Below are 22,473 nucleotides of genomic sequence, written 5' to 3'. Positions count from 1 at the left end.
TCCTTTCCGCTCAGCGCATCGCGAAGCCAGGGTAGCCCTTGCTGGCCAGTTCGTCGCATTGGCTGTTGTAGTTGCCTACCCCGCCGATGTACGAGATCAGACGGCGCGGCTTGCCGTCCACATTCGAACCCATGTACCAAGAGTCCGTCTTGACCACCAGCGTCTTGGCGGCGGTCTCATCGTGGTGTCGTACCCAGTCGTCCTCGAACTCCTTCGTCGCCTCCACCACCTTCTTGCCGTTCTTGCGGGCATAGGCGATGCAGTCGGTGATCCAGTCCACCTGTTGCTGAAGGCAGGTGGTCATGTTGCAAAGGGCCGCTGATGGAGCGAGGGGCGCGCCAGTGGTAAACAGGTTGGGATACCCGTGCACCTGCAGGCCCATGGCGGTGCGGATCTCCTTGCCCCACTGTTCCTTGAGGGAGCGGCCGTCACGGCCGCGGAAGTCGATCCGGGTCAGCGCTCCGGAACCGGCGTCAAAACCGAGGGCGAGGATGATCACGTCAACCTCGTGCACCTTGCCGTCGGCGGTCTGAATGCCCTCAGGTACGACGCGCTCGATCGGGGCTCTTTGACAATCCACTGCCTCCACATTGGGCTGCAGATACACCTCCAGGTACTTGTTCTCCAACGGGACGCGGTGGGTGCCAAAGCCGTACTCCTGCGGGATCAGCAGATCGCAAAGGTCTTCCCGGTTCTGCAGGCGTTCGCGCATCTTGGCTCGAACGAACTTCGAAACCTCCTCGCTGACCTCCTCATCGACGAACATCTCGGGGAAGGACGCCAACCACAGAGCCAGAGAGCCATCGTTCCACAGGCGCTCAAGAACCTCCGCACGCTGCTCAGGAGTCTGCTCGTGCCACGGACCGGCGTCGAAGTCATAGTCAAAACCGGCAAAGGTCGTGCGGACACGCTTCTTCAACTCGTGGAAACGCGATCCCCATTTCGCCCAGTCATCCCTGGTGTACTTGGGATTTCGCATCGGGATGACATACTGGGGCGTACGAACGAAGATCTTCATCGAGCCGACGTCGGGAGCGATGGTCTGGATCACCTGAATGCCGGTGGCTCCGGTGCCCACAACGGCTACCCGCTTACCCTTCAGGTCCACCGGCTCCTTGGGCCAAAGACCGGTAACGTAGAGTTCGCCCTTGAAGGACGATTGGCCGGGGAAGCGCTCGACGATCGGAGCCGAGAGCATCCCGCAGCAGGCGATCAGGAACTGCGCTGTCATCTGCTCGCCGTCGGCGGTGGCAATACGCCACACTTCCTCCTGCTCGTCATAGTGCGCCGAGGCGATCCGGGTATTGAACTGGATATCCTTCTTCAGATCGAGCTTGTCTGCGACGTAGTTCAGCCAGCGCTCCGTCTCAGGCTGGGCGGGGAAGCGCTCCGACGGCTGCCACGACTTGTATAGCTCCTCCGAGAACCAGTACTGGTAGATCTCCGCCTGAGAGTCGAACCGAGCACCGGGGTAGCGGTTCCAGTACCAGGTTCCGCCCACGCCGGAACCCGTCTCGAACCCGCGAACTTTCATTCCCATCTCCCGCAAGCGGTGCAGCTGGTACAGGCCGGCGACGCCTGCTCCGATCACGATCGCGTCGAATTGCTGCGGAACCTTCGGGTTCTTGACTGCTGAGCTTTCACTGCATGCGATGTTCATCTTGTCTCCTTCACATTCTCGAATGTATGGATTGCCCTTGAACTGGGCTCCAGTTGCGACACGGCGCAGCGCCTGAAAACGGCAGCCTGCTCCGTGTTGCGAAGGAATGTATGGGCGGAGACGACATCGCATCTTGTCGATTCCAGGCATTCCTTTGAACGAATCGTGAAAGCACCCTGCATCGCCTTTGGCGCGAGGACGGCATCAACTAGATTTTCATGCGGCCAGGCCCCGAAGCAGTTTGCGGAAGTACAGGAATGTGGCTTCGGAACGTGGCACTGCCGAACTGGAACGATCAGTCACCGACACCCACGGCGGACTCGCCTGGGCGCATATCAACTGATCACACCAGACATGAGCCCCCCCAAGAACCAAAGGAGACACTTTCCATGAGCACGAAAATCGAACGGGTAACCGCAGCGGGCAGTTTCCAACGTGTCGTCGCCCTCCTTCGCAACGACGCCAGGAAGCGCATTGCGGGCGGCGCGCTCGCGTTGGCATCGCCACTTGCATTCGCGGTCAGCGTGGACGCCGGAGACTATGACCACGCCCCTGCCGGCACCCACTTGGGACTGCTTTACTACCAATATTCCAGTGGGGAAGCCCTTTATGCGGGTGGGCGCAGAATCGACGATAACGCGCGCGTGAGGGCCCAGGTGGGTATCGTGCGCGCCGTCAAGTATGTGGACATCGGCGGCGTCACTGTGGCGCCTCAGGTCCTGCTCCCCTTCGGTTCGGTTCAGACTGCAGGTACCTTGAACAGCGCCAGCGTCCGCAATGGCATGGGAGATCTGATACTTGCCAGCACCGTATTCCTGTACAAGGACGATCGCCGGCGGGTACTCGGGGTGACGCCATGGCTGTGGTTGCCAACCGGGCAGTACAGTCGGAGCCGCACACTCAATCCTTTCGGCGAGAACCGCTGGAAGTTCGCTCTCCAGGTCGCCGGCGTGATGCCCCTGGGGCAGGCCTTCACCCTCGATCTGGTAGGAGATGTGCAGTACTACGGCAATAACCGCGACTTCGGCCCGACCCGCAGAACCCTGAGTCAGCAACACAGCTGGGATATCCAGTCGCACCTGCGCTACCACCTCTCCCCGGCCACGGCACTCAGCCTGAGCATCTCCCAATTCACCGGAGGCGAGACCAAGATCGACGGCACAAGTCAGAACGACCGGCAACGCCGAAGTCGTGCATCCATCGGCGCATCGCATTTCCTGGCACCGGACTTTCAGATCCTCGGCTCACTGGGCAAGGATCTATCGATCGAGAACGGCGTGCGCGAAGACCTTCGTGTCAATCTGCGCATGCTGAAGGTGTTCTGAGCAGCACACGCCCGTGGTTTGAGCGCCCGACGCAGGGCGCTCAGCCCCGACTGCCGCGGCGCAGCAGGTAGATATCCATGATCCAGCCGTGGCGGGCGCGCAGCTGCGCACGCAGGCGCACGATCTGGTCCGCGACCTCGCCGAGCGGACCCGCGACCAGGGCCTGCTGCGCCATGCCGACGTAGGCACCCCACCAGATCTCGATGCCAGCGCCCTCCAGGGTCGTGAAGGCACAGTTGCCATCGAGCATCACCGCCACGGTATCGGCGCCGACCGGCCAGCCCTGTTCGCGCAGGCGGCGGCCGGTTGTGATCATGACCGGGGCAGCGACGTCATTGAGCGGGATACGATGCGCCGCGGTGAGCACCTGAAGGCTGGTGATGCCGGGCACCACCGACACGTGCAGCGGGCGCTCGTGCTGCACGTGAGCGGCGATGCGCAGCGTGCTGTCGTAGAGCGAGGGGTCGCCCCATACCAGCAGCGCCACCTTGCCGCCGCCGGTTGGCAGGTGCACATCGATCTGACGCAGCCACTCTGCGGCGATCGCCTCGTGCCAGTCCGCCACCGCTGCCAGGTAATCGCCGTCTGCAGCGCGCTGCGGCAGGTCGAACTCGACGATCCGCACCGGCCCGTCGAGCACACGGGCGCAGATATGGCGACGCAGGTCGAGCAGTTCGAGCTTGTCCTCACCCTTGCGCGGCAGCAGGATCAACGCGGCCTGGTTGAGCGCCTCGATCGCCGCCAGTGTCAGGTGTGCCGGATTGCCGGTCCCGATGCCGACCAGCTGCAGCTCGAGGGCCGCGTCAACGTCCTCAACAGCCCGCATGCTGCCTCTCGCCCCGGCCTTCATCCGCCGGCGCTGCCGTCGGGCTGTTGGCAAGCGCCGACTGCGGCCGGAAGCGGCGTTCGTAGTCCGGCGCGTACAGCCGGCTCTCGTCGAAGCCCTCGGCTGCCAGCGCGGGGCCGACCAGGATCAGCGCGGTACGCTCCATGCCCTCATCCACGGCAGCAGCGATGCTCTCCAGCGTCGCACGCACGATACGCTGCTCCGGCCAGCTCGCCCGCCACACCACCGCCACCGGGCAGGCCGGGCCGTAGTGCGGCAGCAAGCTGGCGACGACCCCAGCCAGGTTGTGGATCGAGAGGTGGATGGCCAGCGTGGCGCCGGTGGCAGCGAAATGGCCAAGGCTCTCGCTGGCCGGCATCGCGCTCGCGCGCCCGGGCGTGCGCGTGAGCACCACCGACTGCGCAATCCCCGGCAGGGTCAGCTCGGCCCCCAGGCTGGCAGCCGCGGCCGCAAACGAAGGCACGCCTGGCGTCACCGTGTACGGGATGCCGAGCGCACGCAGCCTGCGCAACTGCTCGCCCATCGCCGACCACACCGACAGATCGCCCGAATGCAGGCGGGCAACGTCCTGCCCGCGCGCATGCGCGGTCTGCATCTCGGCAACGATGTCGTCGAGCGACAGCGGGGCGGTATTGATGATGCGCGCGCCCGGCGGGCAATGGCCGAGCACGGCCTCGGGAATCAGCGAGCCGGCGTACAGGCAGACCGGACATGCGGCAATGAGGTCGCGTCCGCGCAGGGTAAGCAGGTCGGGGGCGCCGGGTCCGGCGCCGATGAAGTGAATGCTCATGTCTAGGATCCTTGGGCGAGCGCACATGTGGCGCTGCGGTCGGGGGAAATGTGCCGCGCGACAAGCAAGCGCGATAGCGGTCCGGCCGTGGCCAGCGCCGCGGCCTCGGCGACACTGCCACAGCCGCGTACGGCGAGGATGCGAAGCGAGCGCGTCGGAGTATGCTGCCCGCGCAAGGCAACTTCATCGACACCGACGAGTCGGGCCCCGAGCGCATCAGCCAGCGGCTCGAGCATGGCAAGGCGGTCGAGCGGCGCCGCCAGCACATCGGGGCCCGGCAGACCAGGGCGGCGTGCACGCATCGTGACCAGTGCCGCGTCGAGCGCGGCCTGCAAGGCGGCAGCAGACGCCCCTGCCCGGCAGCCGAAGCCAGCGACGATCATCGGCAGGTGCTCCACTGCACGACCGGGTAAGCCGACTTCCAGCCCCGGCGACTGCCGAGCGCCGCCGCCTCGGCCAGCTCGATGCGCAGCAGCGTACCGCCATGGACAGCCTGCCACTGTGCGAGCAAGGCCTCCGACTCCAGGGTCACCGCGTTGCAGACCACGCGCGTACCCGGGCGTAGCCAGGCCCACAAGGCCTCGAGCAACGCCGCCGACAGCCCGCCGCCAACGAATACGGCATCGGGCAAGGGCTGGCCATCGAGCACGGCCGGCGCGCGTCCCTCGATGACCTGCAGGCAGTCGACGCCAAGCGCGCATGCATTGCTGCGCGCGCGCTGCGCACGCCGCGGGTCGGCCTCGAAGGCTGTGGCCGCATTCGCAGGGTGGGCAAGCAGCCACTCGATCGCGATCGATCCCGACCCGGTGCCGATGTCCCACAAATGCTCGCCGGGCCGCGGCGCCAAGGCCGACAGGGTGAGCGCGCGCATCGGCCGCTTGGTGATCTGGCCGTCGTGCTCGAACAAGCCATCAGGCAGGCCGCACGCGCGCGGCACCACAGCGCGCGCCTCGGCCGCGGCCTCGATGCCCACCACCACGGGATGCGCCACATCGGAGAATGCGTAGCCTGCGGCAAGGGTGGTACGCGTGCGCTCACGCACGCCGCCGAGGGCTTCGAGCACATGCAGCGTGCTGGCACCAAAGCCTTGCGCCACCAGCCAGTGCGCCAGGCTGGCGACGGCCGCGCCATCGCGCAGGGTGACGAGCATGCGCAGCCTCGGCGCCAACTGCGCGCGCAGCCGGCCGAGCGGCGCCGCATGCAGGCCCACGCAGACGGTGCGCTCCAACGGCCAGCCCAGGCGAGCCGCAGCAAGGCTGAACACCGAAGGCGCAGGCAGCGCGGTCCACTCGCCAACGGCGAGATGGCGCGCAACCACGCTGCCGCCACCCAGGCAGAAGGGGTCGCCCGAGGCCAGCATCACCACCCGCCGGCCACGCAGCGCGAGCAGCCGCTCGATGCCGTCAGCAAACGGCACCGGCCACTCGATGCGTTCGGCACCGGGGCTGGCGACCGCGGGCACGAGGCCGAGATGGCGCTGCGCCCCGATCACGAACTCGGCACCGGCGAGCGCAGCGCGGCTTGCCTCGGCCAGCCCCGCCATGCCATCCTCGCCGACTCCGACGATGGTCAGCCACGCAGGGCTGCGCGATTCATCCATGCCCGATCTCCACCACAAGCCCCTCCCCAGAGTCTCCCCCAAGCACGCTCCCAATGTCCTTGTCCTCGGCGGTACCACCGAGGCCGGCGCGCTCGCTCAAGTGCTCGCAGCAAGCAGCATACGGGCCTGCTACAGCTACGCCGGGCGCGTGCAGGCGCCCCGCCCGCAGCCCCTGCCGACGCGCGTCGGCGGCTTCGGCGGCGTCGACGGCCTGGTGCGCTACCTGGCGGACGAACGCATCACCCACCTCATTGACGCCACCCACCCCTTCGCCGCGCGCATGAGCGCCAATGCGATCGCGGCAGCCCGCCAGGCGGGCGTGCCGCTGATCGCCCTCACCCGCCCGGCATGGACCGCGCAGGCTGGAGACCGCTGGCAAACGGTCGCCGACATGCCGTCCGCCGTCGCTGCGCTTGGCGGTGCGCCCCGCCGGGTGCTGCTCGCGCTCGGCCGCATGCACCTGGCCGAATTCGCCGCGCAGCCCCAGCATCATTACGTGCTGCGCCTGGTCGACCCGCCGGCCGCGCCGATCCCCCTGCCCGACCACCACGTGGTGGTCGACCGCGGTCCCTTCGATGTCGCCGGTGACCTCGCACTGCTGCAGCGCCACCGTATCGAACTCGTCGTCAGCAAGAACGCCGGCGGCGAGGGCGCGAGCGCCAAGCTCGCCGCGGCACGCCAACTCGGCGTGCCGGTGCTGATGGTGCAGCGCCCCGTCCTGCCCGCGCGCACAGAGGTGCACGAGGCTGACGCGGTACTCGCCTGGCTGGGTCACGGCGCTACCCCCGGGGTGGCGCGCGGGGTGTAGAGCAAGGCGCCGGCCGGACGCTGCAGCAGCCGCGTCAGGCTGGAGCCGATGATCACCACGGTGCGCATGTCGGCCATCTCGGCGTGCGCAGCGCCGAGCGGGACCACCTCGAGGCGCTCGTCCGGTGTGCTCACCGCGCGCGCGAAGAGAATCAGGCGATCGTCCGTGCACACCTCGCGCAACACCGCGAGCGTGCGCGCGAAGCCCTCGGGCCTCGACCGCGAGCGCGGGTTGTAGAGCGCGATGGCAAAGTCGGCCTCGACCGCAAGGCGCAGGCGGCGCTCGATCAGCGTCCACGGCTTGAGGTTGTCGGACAGGTTGATGGCGCAGAAGTCATGCCCAAGCGGGGCGCCGGCACGCGCACTGGCAGCCAGCATCGCAGTGATGCCGGGCAGCACCTGTACCTCGACATCGCCCCAGGCGGCCGGCCCATGCTCGAGCGCCTCGCACACCGCGGACGCCATGGCGAACACGCCAGGGTCGCCCGAGGACACGACCACCACCCCACGACCGGATGCGGCCAAGGCCAGCGCGTGCCGGGCGCGCGCCAGCTCCTCGCGATTGTCCGAGGCATGGCGGGCCTGGCCGGCGCGCACCGGCACCCGGTCCACATAGGGGAAGTAGCCCACCACGTCGCTGGCGGCCTCGAGGGCGGCGGCCACCTGCGGTGTCACCAGCGCCTGCCCGCCCGGGCCGAGCCCGGCGATTGCCAGCCAGCCGCTCATGGACGCCGCCCCTGGCCGTGGATGAGCAGGATCGAGAAATACGGCGTGGCATCGCTGGCGTCGCGCAGGCGCGTCACGCGCTCCTCTGGCATGGTCGCGTACTCGACCAGCCAGGCCTCGTCCTCGCGCCCGGCCGCAGCCACTGCGCGGCGCAGCTTGGGCAGGTTGCGTCCGACCTTCATCACCGCGAGCGCATCGGTGTCGCGGATACGGCGCGCGAGATCCTCCTCCGGCAGCGTGGCCATCAGCACGGTGAGCATGTCGTCGCCCCAGGTGATCGGCGTGCCACTCACCGTCCATGCCCCCGACATGCCGGTGATGCCCGGCACCACGCGCACCGGCACCACGCCCTGCAGACGTGCGTACAGGTGCATGAAGGAGCCGTAGAAGAAGGGATCGCCTTCGCACAGCACCACCACGTCCTCGCCGCTGCGGGCAATGGCGTGCAGGCGCTCGATGCATGCCGCGTAGAACTCGGCGAGCAAGGCGTTGTAGCGCGGGTCGCTGAAGGGGATCTCGGTGGTGACCGGGTACTCCATCGCAAACTCGACCACGTCGTCACGCAGCATACCCTCGACGATGCGCCGCGCACGCCCGGCACGCCCGGCCTTGCGGAAATACGCTACATGCCGGGTGCCGCGCACGAGACGGTCGGCGCGGACGCTCAGCAGGTCCTGCGCACCAGGCCCGAGGCCAACGCCATGGATGGTGCCTAGCGCGGTGGCCGCAGCCTGCGCGCCGCCCAGGGTGTCGGCCGGCACGCGTTCCATCACGGAAGGGGTGATCTTCAACATTGTCATTCCTTGCGACTCGCGAGCGCATTGACGGCCGCGACGGTGATCGCGCTGCCGCCCAGCCGGCCACGCACGATGCAGCTCGGCACTGGCAGTGCATCCCAAAGCGCATCCTTGGACTCGACCGCGCCGACGAAGCCGACCGGACAGCCGATGATGGCCGCCGGGCGCGGGCAGGCGGTGTCCTCGAGCATGTTGAGCAGATGGAAGAGCGCGGTGGGCGCGTTACCGATGGCCACCACGGCGCCTTCCAGATGAGGCCGCCACAACTCCAGCGCAGCGGCCGAGCGGGTTGTTCTCATGGCCTGCGCCATGCCGGCCACGGCCGGATCGGACAGCGTGCACAGCACGACGTTGTCCGCCGGCAGGCGCGCACGGGTGATGCCCTCCGACACCATGCGCGCATCGCACAGGATCGGTGCTCCGGCGGCGAGTGCGGCCCGCGCACGGACGGCGAAGCCGGGCGAGAACTCGATGAACGGCGCGAGCCCGACCATGCCCGCAGCGTGGATCATGCGCACCGCGACCGGCTCCTCATCGGCATCGAAACGGCCGAGCTCGGCCTCGGCGCGGATCATGGCGAAGGACTGGCGGTAGATCGCCGCACCGTCGGTTTCGAATACATGGGGCATCAATGAACTCCAAGACGCTCGAGCACGGCAGCCGGGCTCAGCCCCGCCGCGTGCACGGGCTCGCCGGGACGGGCGTCGAAGGCAAGATCGAAGGCCGTACCGCGACCGGTCAGGCAGATGGCTGCAGGGCCCGCGTGTGCGCACCCCTTGGCGCAGCCGGAGACGTGGATCAGGCGCGGCGCATCCGCCAGTGCCGCAGGCAGCGACAGGCCACCCTGCGCAGCTGCTGCCGCCAGGCGCAGCGCGAGCGCGCGGGTGTCGACGCCCGCCTGCACGCAATACGGCGCGCCTGCGCAGGCTTCGACCTGCCAGCCGGCTGCCGCCAACGCGTCGCTGTCGGTACAGGCGCTGTCGAGCTTGTGAGAAACACCGGACCGGGCCGCCTCGAGCAGCAGCTGCCGCCAAGGCGTGATCCGCACGGCCTTGGCGCCGCTCGCGACCACGGCATCGGCCAGCGCAGCCGCATCGGCCTGGCCGAACGGCAGGCTGCATACCCACCCCAGCGGATGCGCGCCCGGGGCAAGGCGGGCTGCCGCAGCAGCAGGCAACAGCGCTCCGCAGGCCCAGGCTGGCAGGGGTGCCCGGTGGCGTACCATGCGCCCGGCGGCAGCGCCGCCACTTGCCGCGAACCAGTGAGCGAGGGCGATAAGTGCGTCAACCGCCGCATCGGCAGTGACCTCAACGCCTTGCACCCTCCCTGCGGCGCGCAGGATCAAGCCACCCTGTTCGCCACGCTCGATGCGGAAGTCGCCCGGGTCGCCGAGCAGCCGGGGCGCGTCGCCGGCATCGATCACGAAGCCGACCTTGGCCGGCAGGTCGGGGAGTTCATCCAGGCGCCCCGCCAACTCGATGGCAAGGCGCTCGGTGTCGTCGCCCGCCACCCAGTCGGGCGCCACCAGCAGGTTCCGCCGCCCCTCCAGGCGAGCATCGGCGTCGAGCAGGCCGAGCTCGCCGAAGGCGTCGAGCAGCTGCGGCCAGGCCGCTTCGGGCACGCCGCGTACCTGCAGGTTGGCGCGGCTGGTAAGGTCAACCAGGCCGGCGCCATGCCTGCGAGCTGCCGCGCAGATGCCAAGGATCTGGTCGCGGGTGAAGCGGGCGAGCCGCGGACGCAGCCGCAGTACCAGGCCATCGCCCGACATCATCGGCCGCAGCGCGCCCGGGCACCAGCCCTGCACGCGCGGCGCAGCCATCGTCCCGACACGGGCTCCTGCCAGCGCGGTCGCGTTATCTGTCATCTTCAGTCTGCCAGTTCAGAGGCGGCACGCCTCCAGCGCCGAATCGTCACGCCGCCGGAGGCTGTGCCCGAGCTCAGCGCGCGCCTTCGTACAGGCGCTTGTCGACAGCCATGCTGCCCTTGAGCTGATGAAGCGCCTTCGCCGCGGCGAGCACGCCAAGGTCAACGAGCGGCTCGAGCACGACCACCAGCATGTAGGCAGCACCAAAGCTGAACACATTGCTCAGGTTGTCCGCGCCCACGCCCTGGCCATAGAGCGCCCAGAACGCCACCCAGGCGACGATGCCGCCCTGGTAGGCCAGCGACAGCCTGAACACCTGGCCATAGCTCAGGTCCACGTAGGGCGTGTTCGCTGGGATGATGCGGCGTGCGAGCGCAGCGATGGCAAACAGCGGCACCAGCAAGGTGGTGACGTTCATCGTGTACTGCGGCAGGTCGTCGGGAGCGAAGAACAACCCCTGGGCGAGCAGCCCCAGCGCCAGGCCGATCGCCGTGGGCGCCGCGCCGAAGAGCAGCAGCAGCGTAGAGCCAAGGATGAGGTGGACCTCGGAAACGCCGACTTCCTGCGTGGGCAGGATCTCGAAGAAGGCGAAGACCAGGGCGGTGGCAAGCACGGCGCGCAGCATGATTGCCGCTGCCCCGTCACGCTTGACGGCATCCACGACGAGCTTGCCGGCAAAACCGATGGCCGCCGCAGCGGTGCCATAACTGAGCAGGATCTTGCTGCCCTCGACGATACCCGGTTCGATATGCATGGTGTTTTCTCCTGATTCAGGCACGGGTGGTGGAACGAAACGTCAGCCGAGGGCCGACGCGAAAGCGGATGCGGACAGATGCTCCGCACCCCAAAGCTGCGCGAGCTGGCGCGCACGACCGAGGGCGAACGGCCCCTCGTCGAAATCGATGACGCTGCAGTGCGTGGCATGTACCGGGCGCGGCGGCAGGCTGGCAAAGCGCACGTCCGACAGCAGCCAGAGATGGACTGTCTCGCCTGCCCGTGCGCGCCGACGCCTGGCGAGCATGCGGTCGGCGAGCACCACCGCCGAAGCGGCGGGTGACCCACCGCCGCCGGCGACGGGCGCGATCCAGCGCGTGTTGAAGGCGACCGCCTTGCGCGGCGGCTGCAGCACGCGCGCCGCAGTGCCCGAGAAGCCGATCACAGCGAGCGACTCGCGCCGCCGGTAGAGCTGAGCGGTCCACGCCAGCAGCAAACCCTTGGCGAGCGCCAGACGGCGCCCCTTCAGCATCGAGCCCGAGCAATCGAGCACCAGGCAGTGCAGGCACGCGCTGCCCACGGGGCGCGGTCGACGACGCAGGTGGGCGGGCTCGAGCACGCCGACCCCCTTGGCGGCAAGGCTGCGCGGCCAGTCGATGCGGCCACCGGCAACGCGCCACCCGCGTGCGCGCTGCGGCGCGTTCGGCGCGCGTCCCGCAGCCCCCTTGCCGGGCGCTGCGAGACGCGTCAGGGCTTTTTTGCATTGAGCGGCCTCACGTTCTTGACTGCAGCAATGGGTACGTCCTGCGCAGGCAGCGCCCCCCAGTCCTCGCCGCTGGCGGGCGGCGGCTGATCAGTGGCCGGTGCAGGCGCCGGCGGCTGCGCTGCGCGCTCGGCGTCGTCCTGGCGTCGATGGGCGAGCACCAGTTCGGCGACCGCATCGACATCGGCGACCTCGATGCGCGTGCGCCCCTCGAGCGCGGCGTGGGCGCGGGCCGCACGCAACATCACCAGGTCGGCGCGGACCCCCTCCACTGCCGCGGCATGGCAGCGTGCCGCCACGGCAGCATGGGTCTGGTCGTCGAAGCCGATGGCCGGCAGCGCGGCACGCGCCGCGACGATACGTGCGCCGAGCATGCGCTGGGCTTCGTCATGGCTGGCCACGAAGCCCGCCGGATCGGCGTCGAAGGCGAGGCGGGCACGCACGATGGCCTCGCGCGCAGCCGGCGCCAGGGCGTTGCCGATACGCACGAAGAGGCCGAAGCGGTCGAGCAGTTGCGGCCTCAGCTCGCCCTCCTCGGGGTTCATCGTGCCAACGAGCGTGATGCGCGCCGGATGCACGTGGCTGATGCCGTCGCGTTCGACGTGATTGATACCGCTCGCACACACGTCGAGCAGCAGATCCACCAAACCGTCGGCGAGCAGATTGACCTCGTCTACATAGAGCACGCCCTCGTGTGCGCGCGCCAGCAGGCCGGGACGGAAGCGTACGTCGCCGGCCTTGAGGGCAGCCTCGAGGTCGAGCGTACCCACCAGCTGTTCCTCACTGGCCGACAGTGGCAGATTGACGAAGCGCCCGCCCGGCAGCAGGGCTGCCAGCGCGCGTGCGGCGGTCGACTTGGCGGTGCCGCGCGGCCCCTCCACCAGCACGCCGCCGATCAGCGGATCGACTGTAGACAGCAGCAAGGCCGTCTGCAGCGCAGACTGGCCATGCAGGGCGACGAAGGGAAAGGCCGGCGGCAGGCCGACGCTGGCACCAGGGCTCATCGTTCCTCCACACGCTGTTCGGCAGCGAGCAAGTGCTGCTCGACACGCCCACGGTAGTCGCCGGGCGACTGCCACAGGCCTCGGTCCATGGCTTCGAGCAGGCGCTCGCAGATGCCGGCGAGCGCTTCGGGGTTGTGGCGCTGGAGGAAGTCGCGGGCAGTGGCATCCTCCAGATAGGCGTCGGTGACACGGGCGTACTGGTCGTCGCGGACGACACGCGCGGTGGCATCGAAGGCAAACAGAAAGTCCACCGTCGCCGCCATCTCGAACGCGCCCTTGTAGCCGTGGCGCATCACGCCCTCGATCCACTTCGGGTTGGTCGCGCGACTGCGCACGACGCGGCTGATCTCCTCGGCAAGCGAGCGGATCGCCGGCGAGCCGGGGTTGCTGTGGTCGCCGAAGTACAGTGCCGGCTGCTTGCCCGAGAGGTGGCGTACCGCCGCGCTCATGCCGCCCTGGAACTGGTAGTAGTCATCGGAATCGAGCAGATCATGCTCGCGGTTGTCCTGGTTCTGCATGACCAGGTCGATTCCGGCCAGCCGCTTCGCAAAGCTGTCGCTTGCGGGGGTGCCATAGTCGTCCTGGCCGTAGGCGTGCCCACCCCAGGTGAGGTAGGCGGCGGCCAGGTCGGCATCGCTATCCCAGTTACGGCCTTCGATCAGGCCCTGAAGTCCCGCGCCATAGGCCCCGGGCTTGGCACCGAAGACACGGTGACCGGCCTGACGGCGAGCCTCGACGGAGGCAAAACCGCGCGCCTCGAGCGCACTCGCCTCGCCCAGGATGCGGGCGCGGATCGGGTTCACATCGGCGGGTTCGTCGAGCGCGGCGACCGCCTGCACCGCGGCGTCGAACAGCCGGATGACGTTGGCGAAGGCGTCGCGGAAGAAGCCCGACACGCGCAGCGTGACGTCGATGCGCGGGCGGTCGAACAGCGACATCGGCAGGATCTCGAAGTCGCTCACGCGATGGCTGCCGTCGGCCCATTTCGGACGCACGCCGATGAGGGCGAAGGCCTGCGCAATGTCGTCACCACCGGTGCGCATGGTTGCCGTACCCCACACCGACAGCCCGATGGCACGCGGGAAATCGCCATGCTCCTGGACATGGCGCTCGACCAGGCGCTCGGCCGAGCGCAGGCCCAGAGTCCAGCTTGTCTGGGTCGGTACGGCGCGGGTATCGACCGAATAGAAGTTGCGCCCGGTGGGCAACACGTCGGGCCGGCCGCGGGTCGGTGCCCCGCTCGGCCCGGCCGGCACGAAGCGCCCGCACAGGCCGCGCATGAGCTGGTACAGCTCCTGCTCGCCGCAGGCATCGAGACGCGGCTTGAGCTCGGCGTCGATGCGCGCAAGCACGGCACGCGTCGCCGGCCAGGCCATGTCATCTGCAGCGGGCAGGCCGTGATCGAGCACCTGCAAGGCCAGCAATTCGAGACGTTCGCGCGTATCGCCGGTGGTGCGCCATGCGCCTGCATCCACTTGCGCCAGCGCCGCCGGGCGCCGCCCCTCCCAGGCTGCGGCCCAGTCGGCATCGAGCGGATCGAAGCCCGTACCGAGTTCGAGATCGGCTGCGAGCGCGCGCGTCAGCCCCTGGCGCGCGCCCTGCCCGTCGCCAGCGGGATGGCGTGCCAGGGCGAGCAGCGTGTCGCGGCGAAGGCGGCCGGTGGGCGAATGGCCGAACACGTGCAGGCCGTCGCGGATCTGCGCCTCCTTGAGTTCGCACAGGTAGGCGTCGGTACGGTTGAGCAGCAGCTGCTCGTCCTCGGTCGTGGCCGGCGCGGCCAGGCCGAGGTCGCGGTGCAAGTCGTGGCGCAGGATGTGGTCGAGGATCTGGCAGCGCAGCAGGTCGGCGCGGCTGCGGTCGAGCATGACCGCCTCGTAGTACTCGTCGACCATGCGCTCGAGGTCGCGCGTCGGGCCGTAGCTCTCGGCACGCGTCAGCGGCGGCATCAGGTGGTCGATGATGACCGCCTGCGCACGGCGCTTGGCCTGGGTGCCCTCACCCGGATCATTGACGATGAAGGGATACAGGTGCGGCATCGGCCCGAACACCAGATCCGGCCAGCACGTCTCGGACAGCGCAACGCTCTTGCCCGGCAGCCACTCCAGGTTGCCGTGCTTGCCCACGTGCACGATGGCGTCGCAGCGCCAGTGCGCGCGCAGCCACAGGTAGAAGGCAAGGTAATGATGCGGCGGCACGAGGTCGGGATCGTGGTAGCTCGCCATCGGGTCGAGCTGGTAGCCGCGCGCGGGCTGGATGCCAACGAAGACCTGGCCGCAGCGCAGGCCGGCGATCATGAAGCGCCCTTGACGCAGCATCGGGTCGGTTTCGGGCGCCCCCCAGCGCTGGACGATGGCCTCACGGCAGGCCGCCGGCAGGCACTCGAGGAAGCTCAGGTAGTCGGCCAGCGCCAGGCTCTGCTGCGCCGGTCGCAGCGCCCAGTTGTCGGGGTCGTTGGTGATGCCCGCGCGCAGCTGCGCCATCAGCGCCTCGCCGTCGGCAGGACGGTCGGACACCGCGTAGCCCTCGGCCTGCAGGCGATCGAGAATGGCGAGCACCGAGGCCGGGGTATCGAGGCCGACGCCGTTGCCCAGCCGTCCGTCGCGCACCGGGTAGTTGGCGAGGATGAGGGCAAGGCGCTTGTCAGCGTTGGCCAGGGTGCGCAACCGGCACCAGCGCTGCGCCAGTTCGGCCACGAAATCCATGCGCCCGGGCTCGGGGCGGTACTGCACGACGTCGCTCTGCGTCGCCTCGCAGCGGTGGTCGAGCCCCTTGAAGCTCACCGCACGCGTGATGATGCGGCCGTCGACCTCGGGCATGGCGATGTGCATGGCGATGTCGCGCGGCGCCAGCCCGTGGGGGTCGGCGCGCCATAGTGCCTCGTTGCCGCCGGAGAGCACCAATTGCAGTACCGGCACGTCGCCCGCAAGCGCATGGTCGCCGGGCTCGTCGAGCGCGGCACGCGAGAACGCGGTGGTGTTGAGGATGAGCGCTGCGCCCTGCTCGGTCGCCAGCGCACGCAGGCTGTCGATGCACTGCGGATCCTTGAGCGAGGTTACGGCGAGCGGCAGCGGATTCATGCCGCGCGCCTGCAAGGCGGCGCACAAGGCGGCGAAGGCGGCGGTATTGCCGGCCTGCAGGTGGGCACGGTAGAACAGCACGGGCACGCAGGGTGCACCGTCCTCCCAGTCGGCCTGCCAGTGCGCGAGCGCCCCGAGATCGTGCGCAGGATGGAAGACCGCCACCGCTGGCAAGGGGCGCGGCGGTTCGGGCACATCATCCAGGCCAAAGAACTGCGCACCGATGAAACGATAGAAATTGCGCGCATTCGCCGGCCCGCCCTCGCGCAGGTAGCGCCATAGCGTGCGTGCAAGCTCGACGTCGACACTGCCCTTCATGAGCAGGTTGGTGTCCTCGGTCGCATCGCCCGAGAACATCACCAGCGCGATGCCATGTGCCCGGCACACCTGGCCAACCTGCTCGGTGCCGTAGGGCCAGTAGCTCTCACCGCCGAGATGGTCGATGACGACCACCCGCGCGTGCTGCAGCACCTCGTCGAGGTAGAGGTCCACCGACGCAGGCTGACGCAGATGCAGGAGGTTGGCCAGGCGCACGCTCGGGAACCCCTCCCCGGGGCAGGCCGCGGCGAGCAGGGCCAGGGTTGTGTCGGCAGCGCTGAGGATGACGATGTCAGCCGGGTCCTGCGCGATGCGCGTGACCACCGAGTCGTCCTCCACGAAGCCTCCGGCCTGTGCCGCCAGCAGGTGCATGTCAGGCGGTCTCGACCGCTTCGGCAACGGCGAGCGCAGCCGCCAGAGCGCTGGCGTCGAGGTCCTCGCCGATCAGCACCAGGCGGGTACGCGGCGTCTCGTCCGCCAGCCAGCGCCGGTCGAAGTAGCTGTCGAAGCGCCGGCCGACGCCATGCACGACCAGGCGCATCGGCTTGCCCGGCAGGGCCACGAAGCCCTTGATGCGATAGATGGTGTGGGCCTGAACCAGATCATGGAGGATGGCAAGCAGGCGCTCGCGATCGACCGCGGGCAGCTCGACCGAGACCGACTGGAAGGCGTCGTGGTCATGGTCGTGGGCGTCGCCCTCTTCATGGTCGTGGTGGCTCGCACGCAGGTGGATGTTGTCCTCGGCGGCAGCGCCCAGGCCAAGGACGAGGTCGAGGTCGATACGCCCGTGCTCGCTCGCGACCACCTTCACTGCAGGTGGCAGTTCCTCGCGTACCAGGGCCTCGACGGTAGCGCGTGCCGTCTCGTCGGCAAGATCGGTCTTGGACAGGATCACCAGATCGGCTGCCGACAGCTGGTCCTCGAAAAGCTCGTGCAGCGGCGACTCGTGGTCGAGGTTGGCGTCGGCTCGGCGCTGCGCGTCCACCGCCTGCGGGTTGGCCGCGAACTGGCCGGCCGCGGCGGCGGGCACGTCCACCACGGTGATCACCGCGTCCACAGTGCAGGCGTTGCGGATCTCGGGCCAGTTGAAGGCCTGCACCAGCGGCTTGGGCAGGGCGAGGCCGGAGGTCTCGATGAGGATGTGGTCGATGTCGTCGCGGCGTGCGATGAGCTCGCGCATCACCGGGTAGAACTCCTCCTGAACGGTGCAGCACAGGCAACCGTTGGCCAGCTCATAGAGCTGGCCAACACGCTCGCCCCCCTCATCCTCGCAGCCGATGCCGCAGCCGCGCAGGATCTCACCGTCGATGCCGAGTTCACCGAACTCGTTGACGATGACGGCGATTCGCCGCCCGCCCGCATGGGCGAGGATGTGGCGCAGCAGGGTCGTCTTGCCGCTGCCGAGGAAGCCGGTGACGATGGTGGCGGGGATCTTGGGGCGAATGCTCATCGGGATGCTCCGGGGGCGCGAGGGTGTGATCGCAGGATGTGTGCGGCAGGCAAGCGCCAGGCGCTCAGAAGTCGATGCCGGCCTGGGCCTTCACCCCGGCCTTGAAGGCATGCTTGCGGTCGGCGATCTCGCTGACCGTGTCGGCCAGGTCGACGAGTTCGGGCTTGGCTGCGCGACCGGTAATGATCACGGTCTGCTTCGGCGGGCGCGCGCGCACCGCGGCGAGCACCTGTTCGGTGTCGAGGTAGTTGTACTTGAGCATGTAGGTGAGCTCGTCGAGCACGACGAGGCTCAGCGCCGGGTCGGCGAGCATGGCGACGGCCTGCGCCCAGGCTTCGTCGGCGGCGCGCTTGTCGGCGTCCCAGTTCTGCGTGTTCCAGGTGAAGCCGGTGGCCATCGCGTGGTAGCGCACGGCGCAGGCGCCCGGGTTGCGCTGCAGGAAGGCCACCTCGCCGGTAGCATGGGTGCCCTTGATGAACTGCACCACGCCCGCTTGCTGGCCATGGCCGAGTGCACGATAGAGGGTGCCGAAGGCGGAGGTCGTCTTGCCCTTACCGTTGCCGGTGATCAGGATGACGATGCCGCGTTCTTCCTGCGCGCGCTCGATGGCCGCATCGACCACCTCCTTCTTGCGCTGCATGCGTTCGTTGTGGCTGTGCTTCCTGTTCTCATCCATCGTTCCGCGCTCCAAGTCTTCCAAGGTGTAAGCGGAGGGCGGAACAATGGCGACAGCATGAACGCGTGCGATACCGCAGAGACTCGGATCGGGCAGGACGCGGGCGGATCATGGATCCGCTCAAGCAGTCGGCACTTGCCCGCACCCCGGGGCACTTACCTGTCTGATCGAGCGGGTCGGTCTTCTGGCTCACCTTCGTCCGGTTGCCATCGCCTTCCCGGAGCAGTGTGCTCCAGTGGCATTGATTGATGGCACCGTCAGGCTTACAGCAGCGGGGGCTGCGCCGGAATGGCGGGCCTATGGCCTCGCTTCACCGGACTTCCCGTTTCACACCCGGATGAGGACTCATCCAGGCGCTCCCGTTCGATACGGGGCGGACTATACGCCGCCGCAGTCCCACAGGGCAAGCCGTCTTGCTGCCGGCATGCCCCATGCGGGTATTCAGTTCAGTCGGCGATGAGGGATTCGGCAGGCACACCGACCCGCACATTGCCCCAGTGCCGGCCACCCACCATGATCGGCATGGCGATGTCGCACAGCACCTCGCCGGTGTCACGCAGATAGGTCTGCAACAACATCGACTCGGTATTGCGCGCCGCGCGCAGCTCGGGTGGGCGGTCGAACTTGCGGCAGGTACGGTTGCCGACCAGATCAGCCTCGTAATTGCCGGTCAACGGCTTGGAAAACTTGCTGTTGTGGGTCGACAGGTAGCTGTCGGTATTGACCGCCACGGCAAACGCTGCGCCTTGCGCGGCATTGAGGCTACCGTCGAGGATGGCCTGGCAGCGGCGGGTGAACTCCTCGCCCCAGCTCACCTTGAACTTGGGCGGGTTGGTGCCGGCCATCGGCGTATAGCGACGATCGAAGACATCGACGTGGTTGGCCGCCATCTGCTCGAGCTGTTCCTGGATGCGGTCGCGGAAGATGCGGGTCTGGTCGACCACCTGGTCAAAGGTCCCGCGGCCGATCTTGAAGCGCGACACCAGTTCCTGTACCGCCTCGGTCGCCTTGGTCAGCCCGACCGTTCGCTGCTCGCTGTCCTGCATCTGCTCGCCAACCTTGGCCGACAGCTGGTTGATGGCGGTGACACTCTCGTGCACGCGGGCATTGGTGCTGCTCAACGACTCCATCGCGCTGGCGATCTGGCTCAGCTGCTGTCCTGTGGCTTCGAACTCGCCGACCATGTGCTCGAACTGACGCGCAGAGCGCTCGACCACCGTCCGCGTATCCTGCACGTCGACATTGATGATCTCGTTCTCGCTGCGGGTGTTCGCCACCAGGCCCAGCATGCCATTGATGTTGCCTACGATCTCCTCGGTGGCCTTGTTGACGCGCTCGGCCAGCTTGCGCACCTCGTCCGCGACCACGGCAAAGCCACGCCCCGCCTCGCCGGCACGCGCTGCCTCGATCGCGGCATTGAGCGCCAGCAGATTGGTCTGGTCTGCGATCTCGCGAATCAGCACGGCGATCTGCTTGACACTCTCCGAACGCGTGGACAGGTCGTCCACCGTGGTGTTGAACCTGAGCACCTTGTCGCTGACGGTGTTGATCTTGCCCGCAATCTCCTGCATCTCGACCAGCGAATCACGCGCAATGGCAAGGTTGGCGTTGGTCGAGTCGGTGATCTGGTGCGCACTGTGGGAGACGTCATCAATCGCCGCGGTGGAGGCGGTGCTGGTTTCGAAAACCTGAGTGGTCATGCGCTCCTGCTCGCGCGCGCCTGCGGCCGACTCCTCGATGCGCAGCTTGACCTGCACGGCCTCGCGCGCAATCTTGACGCTCATGTTCCGCACTTCGCCGATGATCTCGCGCATGCGGTCGGCAAAGCGGTTGTAACCGAGGGCCAGGTCGCGGAGTTCGTCATGACTGCTCACCGGCAGGTTGCGCGAGAAGTCACCTTCGCCGCGCGCGATCTCTTCGAACACGCCACAGATGGCGCGCACCGGACGCACGATCAGGTGGCGCATGTAGAGGATGTGTCCGACCGTCATCACCAGCGCAAGGGCGCTCAGGAAGACCGCAATGACGAAGCCCTTGTCCAGCATCGCCGTAATGCCGGCCGCCGCCTCGGGCCCTCGTGCAATGAGACGCTCGATCTCGGCCGACTGCCACCAGAACAGAACGAGATAGCAGATGTTCAGCAGCGGCAGCAACAGGAAGCTGCTGAGCTTCTTGGTCAGAGAGTTCCAGAACGTCTTTTCGACGGATTCGTATAGCTCGCGGAAACTGCTCATTTCCTGGTTCCTGGGACGAATAGGATCGGTGATACCACTATCGGAGTGCAGAGCACGCACTTTAGGGCGGTTCGCGAAATATTTCCGAGAAACAATGCACGCCCCGTTGCCGCGCCGCCGTCACCCCGCGGTTGCCCCCTCCCTCTGGCAGAAAGGGATGGCAGCGCTGCCCTGCCGCAATTGCCCTGCCCCCCCTCCGCCTGCGACAATCACGCCTTTGCCGCTGGCACCGCGCCGGCGCCCACGAATTTCCATCCGACCCGAATCCACACCATGTCCGACCAGACGAACACCCCGCCGCAGGACGAAAACCACCTGATCGCCGAGCGTCGCGAGAAACTCGCTGCCTGGCGCCAGAGCGGCCGTGCCTTCCCCAACGACTTCTCGCGCGAGAACACCGCCGGCAAGCTCGACGAGCTGTATGGCGAGAAAGACGCCGAGGCGCTGGAAGCCATGCCGGTCGAGGTCAAGGTGGCCGGCCGCATCATGTTGAAGCGCGTGATGGGCAAGGCGAGCTTCGTCACCATCCAGGACCTGTCGGGCCGCATCCAGCTCTACGTGCAGCGCGACGGCGTGGGCGAGGACGTGTATGCCCAGTTCAAGACCTGGGACATCGGCGACATCGTCGGCTGCGTCGGCACGGTGTTCAAGACCAAGACCGGCGAACTGTCGGTCAAGGCCAGCGAGATCCGCCTGCTCACCAAGAGCCTGCGTCCGCTGCCGGACAAGTTCCACGGCCTTACCGACGTCGAGCAGAAGTACCGCCAACGCTATGTCGACCTCATCATGAGCGAGCAGTCGCGCTTCACCTTCGTGGCGCGCAGCCGCATGGTGCAGTCGATCCGCAACTACATGACAGGCCACGGCTTCCTCGAGGTCGAGACGCCGATGATGCACCCGATCCCGGGTGGCGCCGCAGCCAAGCCCTTCACCACCCACCACAATGCGCTCGACATGGAGCTGTTCCTGCGTATCGCGCCCGAGCTCTACCTCAAGCGCCTGGTGGTGGGCGGCTTCGAGAAGGTGTTCGAGGTCAACCGCAACTTCCGCAACGAAGGCCTCAGCCCGCGCCACAACCCAGAATTCACCATGATGGAGTTCTACGAGGCGTACGCGAACTACAAGACGCTGATGGACTTCACCGAAGGCCTGATCCGCCACGCCGCACGCGAGGCGCTGGGCACCGAATCCTTCGTGTACCAGGGGCGTGAGCTCGACCTCTCCAAGCCCTTCCACCGCCTCACCATCGTCGAGGCGATTCGCAAGTACCACCCGGGCTTCACGCTGGAGCAGCTGGCGGACGCGGCGTGGCTCAAGCAGAAGATCAAGGACTTCGGCGAGAAGGTGAAGCCGGGCGGCCTGGGCAGCCTGCAGCTGCAGCTTTTCGAAGCCTGCGCCGAAGCCGAACTGTGGGAGCCGACCTTCATCATCGACTACCCGGTCGAGGTTTCGCCGCTGGCACGCGCCTCCGACACCGACCCCGAGATCACCGAGCGCTTCGAGCTCTTCATCGTCGGCCGCGAGATCGCCAACGGCTTCTCCGAGCTCAACGACCCCGAGGACCAGGCCGCGCGCTTCCGTGCGCAGGTCGAGGCCAAGGAAGCCGGCGACGAGGAGGCCATGTATTTCGACGCCGACTACATCCGCGCGCTCGAGTACGGCTTGCCCCCGACCGGCGGCTGCGGCATCGGCATCGACCGCCTGGTGATGCTGCTCACCGACTCGCCGTCAATCCGCGACGTCATCCTCTTCCCGCAAATGCGCATGGAATGAGCGACTGAGCACGCATCACGCCCGATCGCCTGCAGGCGCCACGGCACC

At 67.9% G+C, this 22,473-nt stretch carries 19 protein-coding genes and 1 riboswitch; of the genes, 3 read left to right on the top strand and 16 right to left on the bottom strand.

Annotated elements, in window-relative coordinates; genetic code table 11:
* Window positions 1-10: 10 nt before the first annotated feature.
* On the bottom strand, window positions 11-1,660 hold the full coding sequence (locus B447_RS08395) for a flavin-containing monooxygenase (RefSeq protein WP_002938671.1): 1,650 nt from the start codon (window positions 1,658-1,660) through the stop codon (window positions 11-13).
* A gap of 389 nt (window positions 1,661-2,049) precedes the next feature.
* On the opposite strand from B447_RS08395, the gene B447_RS08390 reads away from it, so the two are divergent.
* Window positions 2,050-2,985, top strand: coding sequence for a transporter (locus B447_RS08390; protein ID WP_002938669.1), 936 nt, complete (start codon window positions 2,050-2,052; stop codon window positions 2,983-2,985).
* Between the two features lie 40 nt (window positions 2,986-3,025).
* On the opposite strand, the gene cobF is transcribed toward B447_RS08390, so the two are convergent.
* The 4 genes from cobF to B447_RS08370 are packed head-to-tail and all read right to left on the bottom strand — an operon-like array spanning window position 3,026 to window position 6,222.
* Window positions 3,026-3,811 (bottom strand): precorrin-6A synthase (deacetylating), encoded by a 786-nt coding sequence (cobF, locus tag B447_RS08385; protein WP_002938668.1) that lies wholly within the window; start codon window positions 3,809-3,811, stop codon window positions 3,026-3,028.
* On the bottom strand, window positions 3,798-4,622 hold the full coding sequence (gene cobM, locus B447_RS08380) for a precorrin-4 C(11)-methyltransferase (protein ID WP_002938666.1): 825 nt from the start codon (window positions 4,620-4,622) through the stop codon (window positions 3,798-3,800). The genes cobF and cobM overlap by 14 nt, the downstream gene beginning before the upstream one ends.
* A 2-nt stretch (window positions 4,623-4,624) precedes the next feature.
* Window positions 4,625-5,005 carry a cobalamin biosynthesis protein gene (locus B447_RS08375; RefSeq protein ID WP_002938662.1) on the bottom strand — a complete coding sequence of 127 codons (381 nt, stop codon included), beginning with the start codon at window positions 5,003-5,005 and terminating at the stop codon, window positions 4,625-4,627.
* Window positions 5,002-6,222 (bottom strand): bifunctional cobalt-precorrin-7 (C(5))-methyltransferase/cobalt-precorrin-6B (C(15))-methyltransferase, encoded by a 1,221-nt coding sequence (locus B447_RS08370; RefSeq protein ID WP_002938660.1) that lies wholly within the window; start codon window positions 6,220-6,222, stop codon window positions 5,002-5,004. The genes B447_RS08375 and B447_RS08370 overlap by 4 nt, the downstream gene beginning before the upstream one ends.
* Between B447_RS08370 and B447_RS08365 the strand changes: the two genes are divergently transcribed.
* Window positions 6,221-7,030: a cobalt-precorrin-6A reductase gene (locus B447_RS08365; protein ID WP_002938657.1), complete on the top strand. Its 810-nt coding sequence runs from the start codon at window positions 6,221-6,223 to the stop codon at window positions 7,028-7,030. The two genes, B447_RS08370 and B447_RS08365, sit on opposite strands and share 2 nt — an antisense overlap.
* Here the strand turns inward: B447_RS08365 and cobJ are convergent.
* From cobJ to B447_RS08310, 11 genes are all read right to left on the bottom strand, one after another.
* Window positions 6,994-7,755, bottom strand: a complete 762-nt coding sequence (gene cobJ, locus B447_RS08360) for a precorrin-3B C(17)-methyltransferase (RefSeq protein ID WP_002938650.1) — start codon at window positions 7,753-7,755, stop codon at window positions 6,994-6,996. The two genes, B447_RS08365 and cobJ, sit on opposite strands and share 37 nt — an antisense overlap.
* Window positions 7,752-8,549 (bottom strand): precorrin-2 C(20)-methyltransferase, encoded by a 798-nt coding sequence (gene cobI / locus B447_RS08355; protein WP_002938647.1) that lies wholly within the window; start codon window positions 8,547-8,549, stop codon window positions 7,752-7,754. The genes cobJ and cobI overlap by 4 nt, the downstream gene beginning before the upstream one ends.
* Before the next feature lie 2 nt (window positions 8,550-8,551).
* Window positions 8,552-9,181: a precorrin-8X methylmutase gene (locus tag B447_RS08350; RefSeq protein ID WP_002938645.1), complete on the bottom strand. Its 630-nt coding sequence runs from the start codon at window positions 9,179-9,181 to the stop codon at window positions 8,552-8,554.
* A complete protein-coding gene (locus B447_RS08345; protein WP_232431589.1) occupies window positions 9,181-10,416 on the bottom strand; it encodes a cobalamin biosynthesis protein CobG in 1,236 nt (411 codons plus the stop codon). Before B447_RS08345 ends, B447_RS08350 begins: the two co-directional genes overlap by 1 nt.
* Window positions 10,417-10,489: 73 nt before the next feature.
* The gene (locus tag B447_RS08340) at window positions 10,490-11,170 is read right to left on the bottom strand and encodes an energy-coupling factor ABC transporter permease (RefSeq protein ID WP_002938641.1); all 681 of its coding nucleotides are present in this window, start codon (window positions 11,168-11,170) and stop codon (window positions 10,490-10,492) included.
* Window positions 11,171-11,212: 42 nt separating this feature from the next.
* Window positions 11,213-11,749, bottom strand: coding sequence for a vWA domain-containing protein (locus B447_RS08335; RefSeq protein ID WP_002938639.1), 537 nt, complete (start codon window positions 11,747-11,749; stop codon window positions 11,213-11,215).
* Between the two features lie 128 nt (window positions 11,750-11,877).
* On the bottom strand, window positions 11,878-12,897 hold the full coding sequence (locus tag B447_RS08330) for an ATP-binding protein (RefSeq protein WP_002938638.1): 1,020 nt from the start codon (window positions 12,895-12,897) through the stop codon (window positions 11,878-11,880).
* Entirely contained in the window at window positions 12,894-16,664 is a 3,771-nt protein-coding gene (gene cobN, locus B447_RS08325; RefSeq protein ID WP_002938637.1) for a cobaltochelatase subunit CobN, read from the bottom strand. The genes B447_RS08330 and cobN overlap by 4 nt, the downstream gene beginning before the upstream one ends.
* A gap of 1 nt (window position 16,665) precedes the next feature.
* A complete protein-coding gene (gene cobW / locus B447_RS08320) occupies window positions 16,666-17,742 on the bottom strand; it encodes a cobalamin biosynthesis protein CobW (protein ID WP_002938636.1) in 1,077 nt (358 codons plus the stop codon).
* 64 nt (window positions 17,743-17,806) lie between these two features.
* Entirely contained in the window at window positions 17,807-18,418 is a 612-nt protein-coding gene (cobO, locus tag B447_RS08315) for a cob(I)yrinic acid a,c-diamide adenosyltransferase (RefSeq protein WP_002927840.1), read from the bottom strand.
* A gap of 157 nt (window positions 18,419-18,575) precedes the next feature.
* Window positions 18,576-18,796, bottom strand: a riboswitch (cobalamin riboswitch).
* Window positions 18,797-18,864: 68 nt separating this feature from the next.
* A complete protein-coding gene (locus tag B447_RS08310) occupies window positions 18,865-20,652 on the bottom strand; it encodes a methyl-accepting chemotaxis protein (RefSeq protein WP_002938632.1) in 1,788 nt (595 codons plus the stop codon).
* A gap of 273 nt (window positions 20,653-20,925) precedes the next feature.
* On the opposite strand from B447_RS08310, the gene lysS reads away from it, so the two are divergent.
* The gene (gene lysS, locus B447_RS08305) at window positions 20,926-22,425 is read left to right on the top strand and encodes a lysine--tRNA ligase (RefSeq protein ID WP_002927836.1); all 1,500 of its coding nucleotides are present in this window, start codon (window positions 20,926-20,928) and stop codon (window positions 22,423-22,425) included.
* Window positions 22,426-22,473 lie beyond the last annotated feature (48 nt).

Source organism: Thauera sp. 27, assembly GCF_000310125.2.
Lineage (GTDB): Bacteria > Pseudomonadota > Gammaproteobacteria > Burkholderiales > Rhodocyclaceae > Thauera > Thauera mechernichensis.
Note: the sequence above shows the minus strand (reverse complement) of the source record. Positions and strands in the feature narration are given on the sequence as shown.

Coding starts and splice junctions, on each gene's coding strand:
- B447_RS08310 (WP_002938632.1), bottom strand. CDS start 20,652: ATGAGCAGTTTCCGCGAGCTATACGAATCCGTCGAAAAGACGTTCTGG.
- B447_RS08375 (WP_002938662.1), bottom strand. CDS start 5,005: ATGATCGTCGCTGGCTTCGGCTGCCGGGCAGGGGCGTCTGCTGCCGCC.
- cobN (WP_002938637.1), bottom strand. CDS start 16,664: ATGCACCTGCTGGCGGCACAGGCCGGAGGCTTCGTGGAGGACGACTCG.
- B447_RS08340 (WP_002938641.1), bottom strand. CDS start 11,170: ATGCATATCGAACCGGGTATCGTCGAGGGCAGCAAGATCCTGCTCAGT.
- cobO (WP_002927840.1), bottom strand. CDS start 18,418: ATGGATGAGAACAGGAAGCACAGCCACAACGAACGCATGCAGCGCAAG.
- cobW (WP_002938636.1), bottom strand. CDS start 17,742: ATGAGCATTCGCCCCAAGATCCCCGCCACCATCGTCACCGGCTTCCTC.
- cobJ (WP_002938650.1), bottom strand. CDS start 7,755: ATGAGCGGCTGGCTGGCAATCGCCGGGCTCGGCCCGGGCGGGCAGGCG.
- lysS (WP_002927836.1), top strand. CDS start 20,926: ATGTCCGACCAGACGAACACCCCGCCGCAGGACGAAAACCACCTGATC.
- B447_RS08330 (WP_002938638.1), bottom strand. CDS start 12,897: ATGAGCCCTGGTGCCAGCGTCGGCCTGCCGCCGGCCTTTCCCTTCGTC.
- cobM (WP_002938666.1), bottom strand. CDS start 4,622: ATGAGCATTCACTTCATCGGCGCCGGACCCGGCGCCCCCGACCTGCTT.
- B447_RS08370 (WP_002938660.1), bottom strand. CDS start 6,222: ATGGATGAATCGCGCAGCCCTGCGTGGCTGACCATCGTCGGAGTCGGC.
- B447_RS08395 (WP_002938671.1), bottom strand. CDS start 1,660: ATGAACATCGCATGCAGTGAAAGCTCAGCAGTCAAGAACCCGAAGGTT.
- B447_RS08345 (WP_232431589.1), bottom strand. CDS start 10,416: ATGACAGATAACGCGACCGCGCTGGCAGGAGCCCGTGTCGGGACGATG.
- cobI (WP_002938647.1), bottom strand. CDS start 8,549: ATGTTGAAGATCACCCCTTCCGTGATGGAACGCGTGCCGGCCGACACC.
- cobF (WP_002938668.1), bottom strand. CDS start 3,811: ATGCGGGCTGTTGAGGACGTTGACGCGGCCCTCGAGCTGCAGCTGGTC.
- B447_RS08365 (WP_002938657.1), top strand. CDS start 6,221: ATGCCCGATCTCCACCACAAGCCCCTCCCCAGAGTCTCCCCCAAGCAC.
- B447_RS08350 (WP_002938645.1), bottom strand. CDS start 9,181: ATGCCCCATGTATTCGAAACCGACGGTGCGGCGATCTACCGCCAGTCC.
- B447_RS08390 (WP_002938669.1), top strand. CDS start 2,050: ATGAGCACGAAAATCGAACGGGTAACCGCAGCGGGCAGTTTCCAACGT.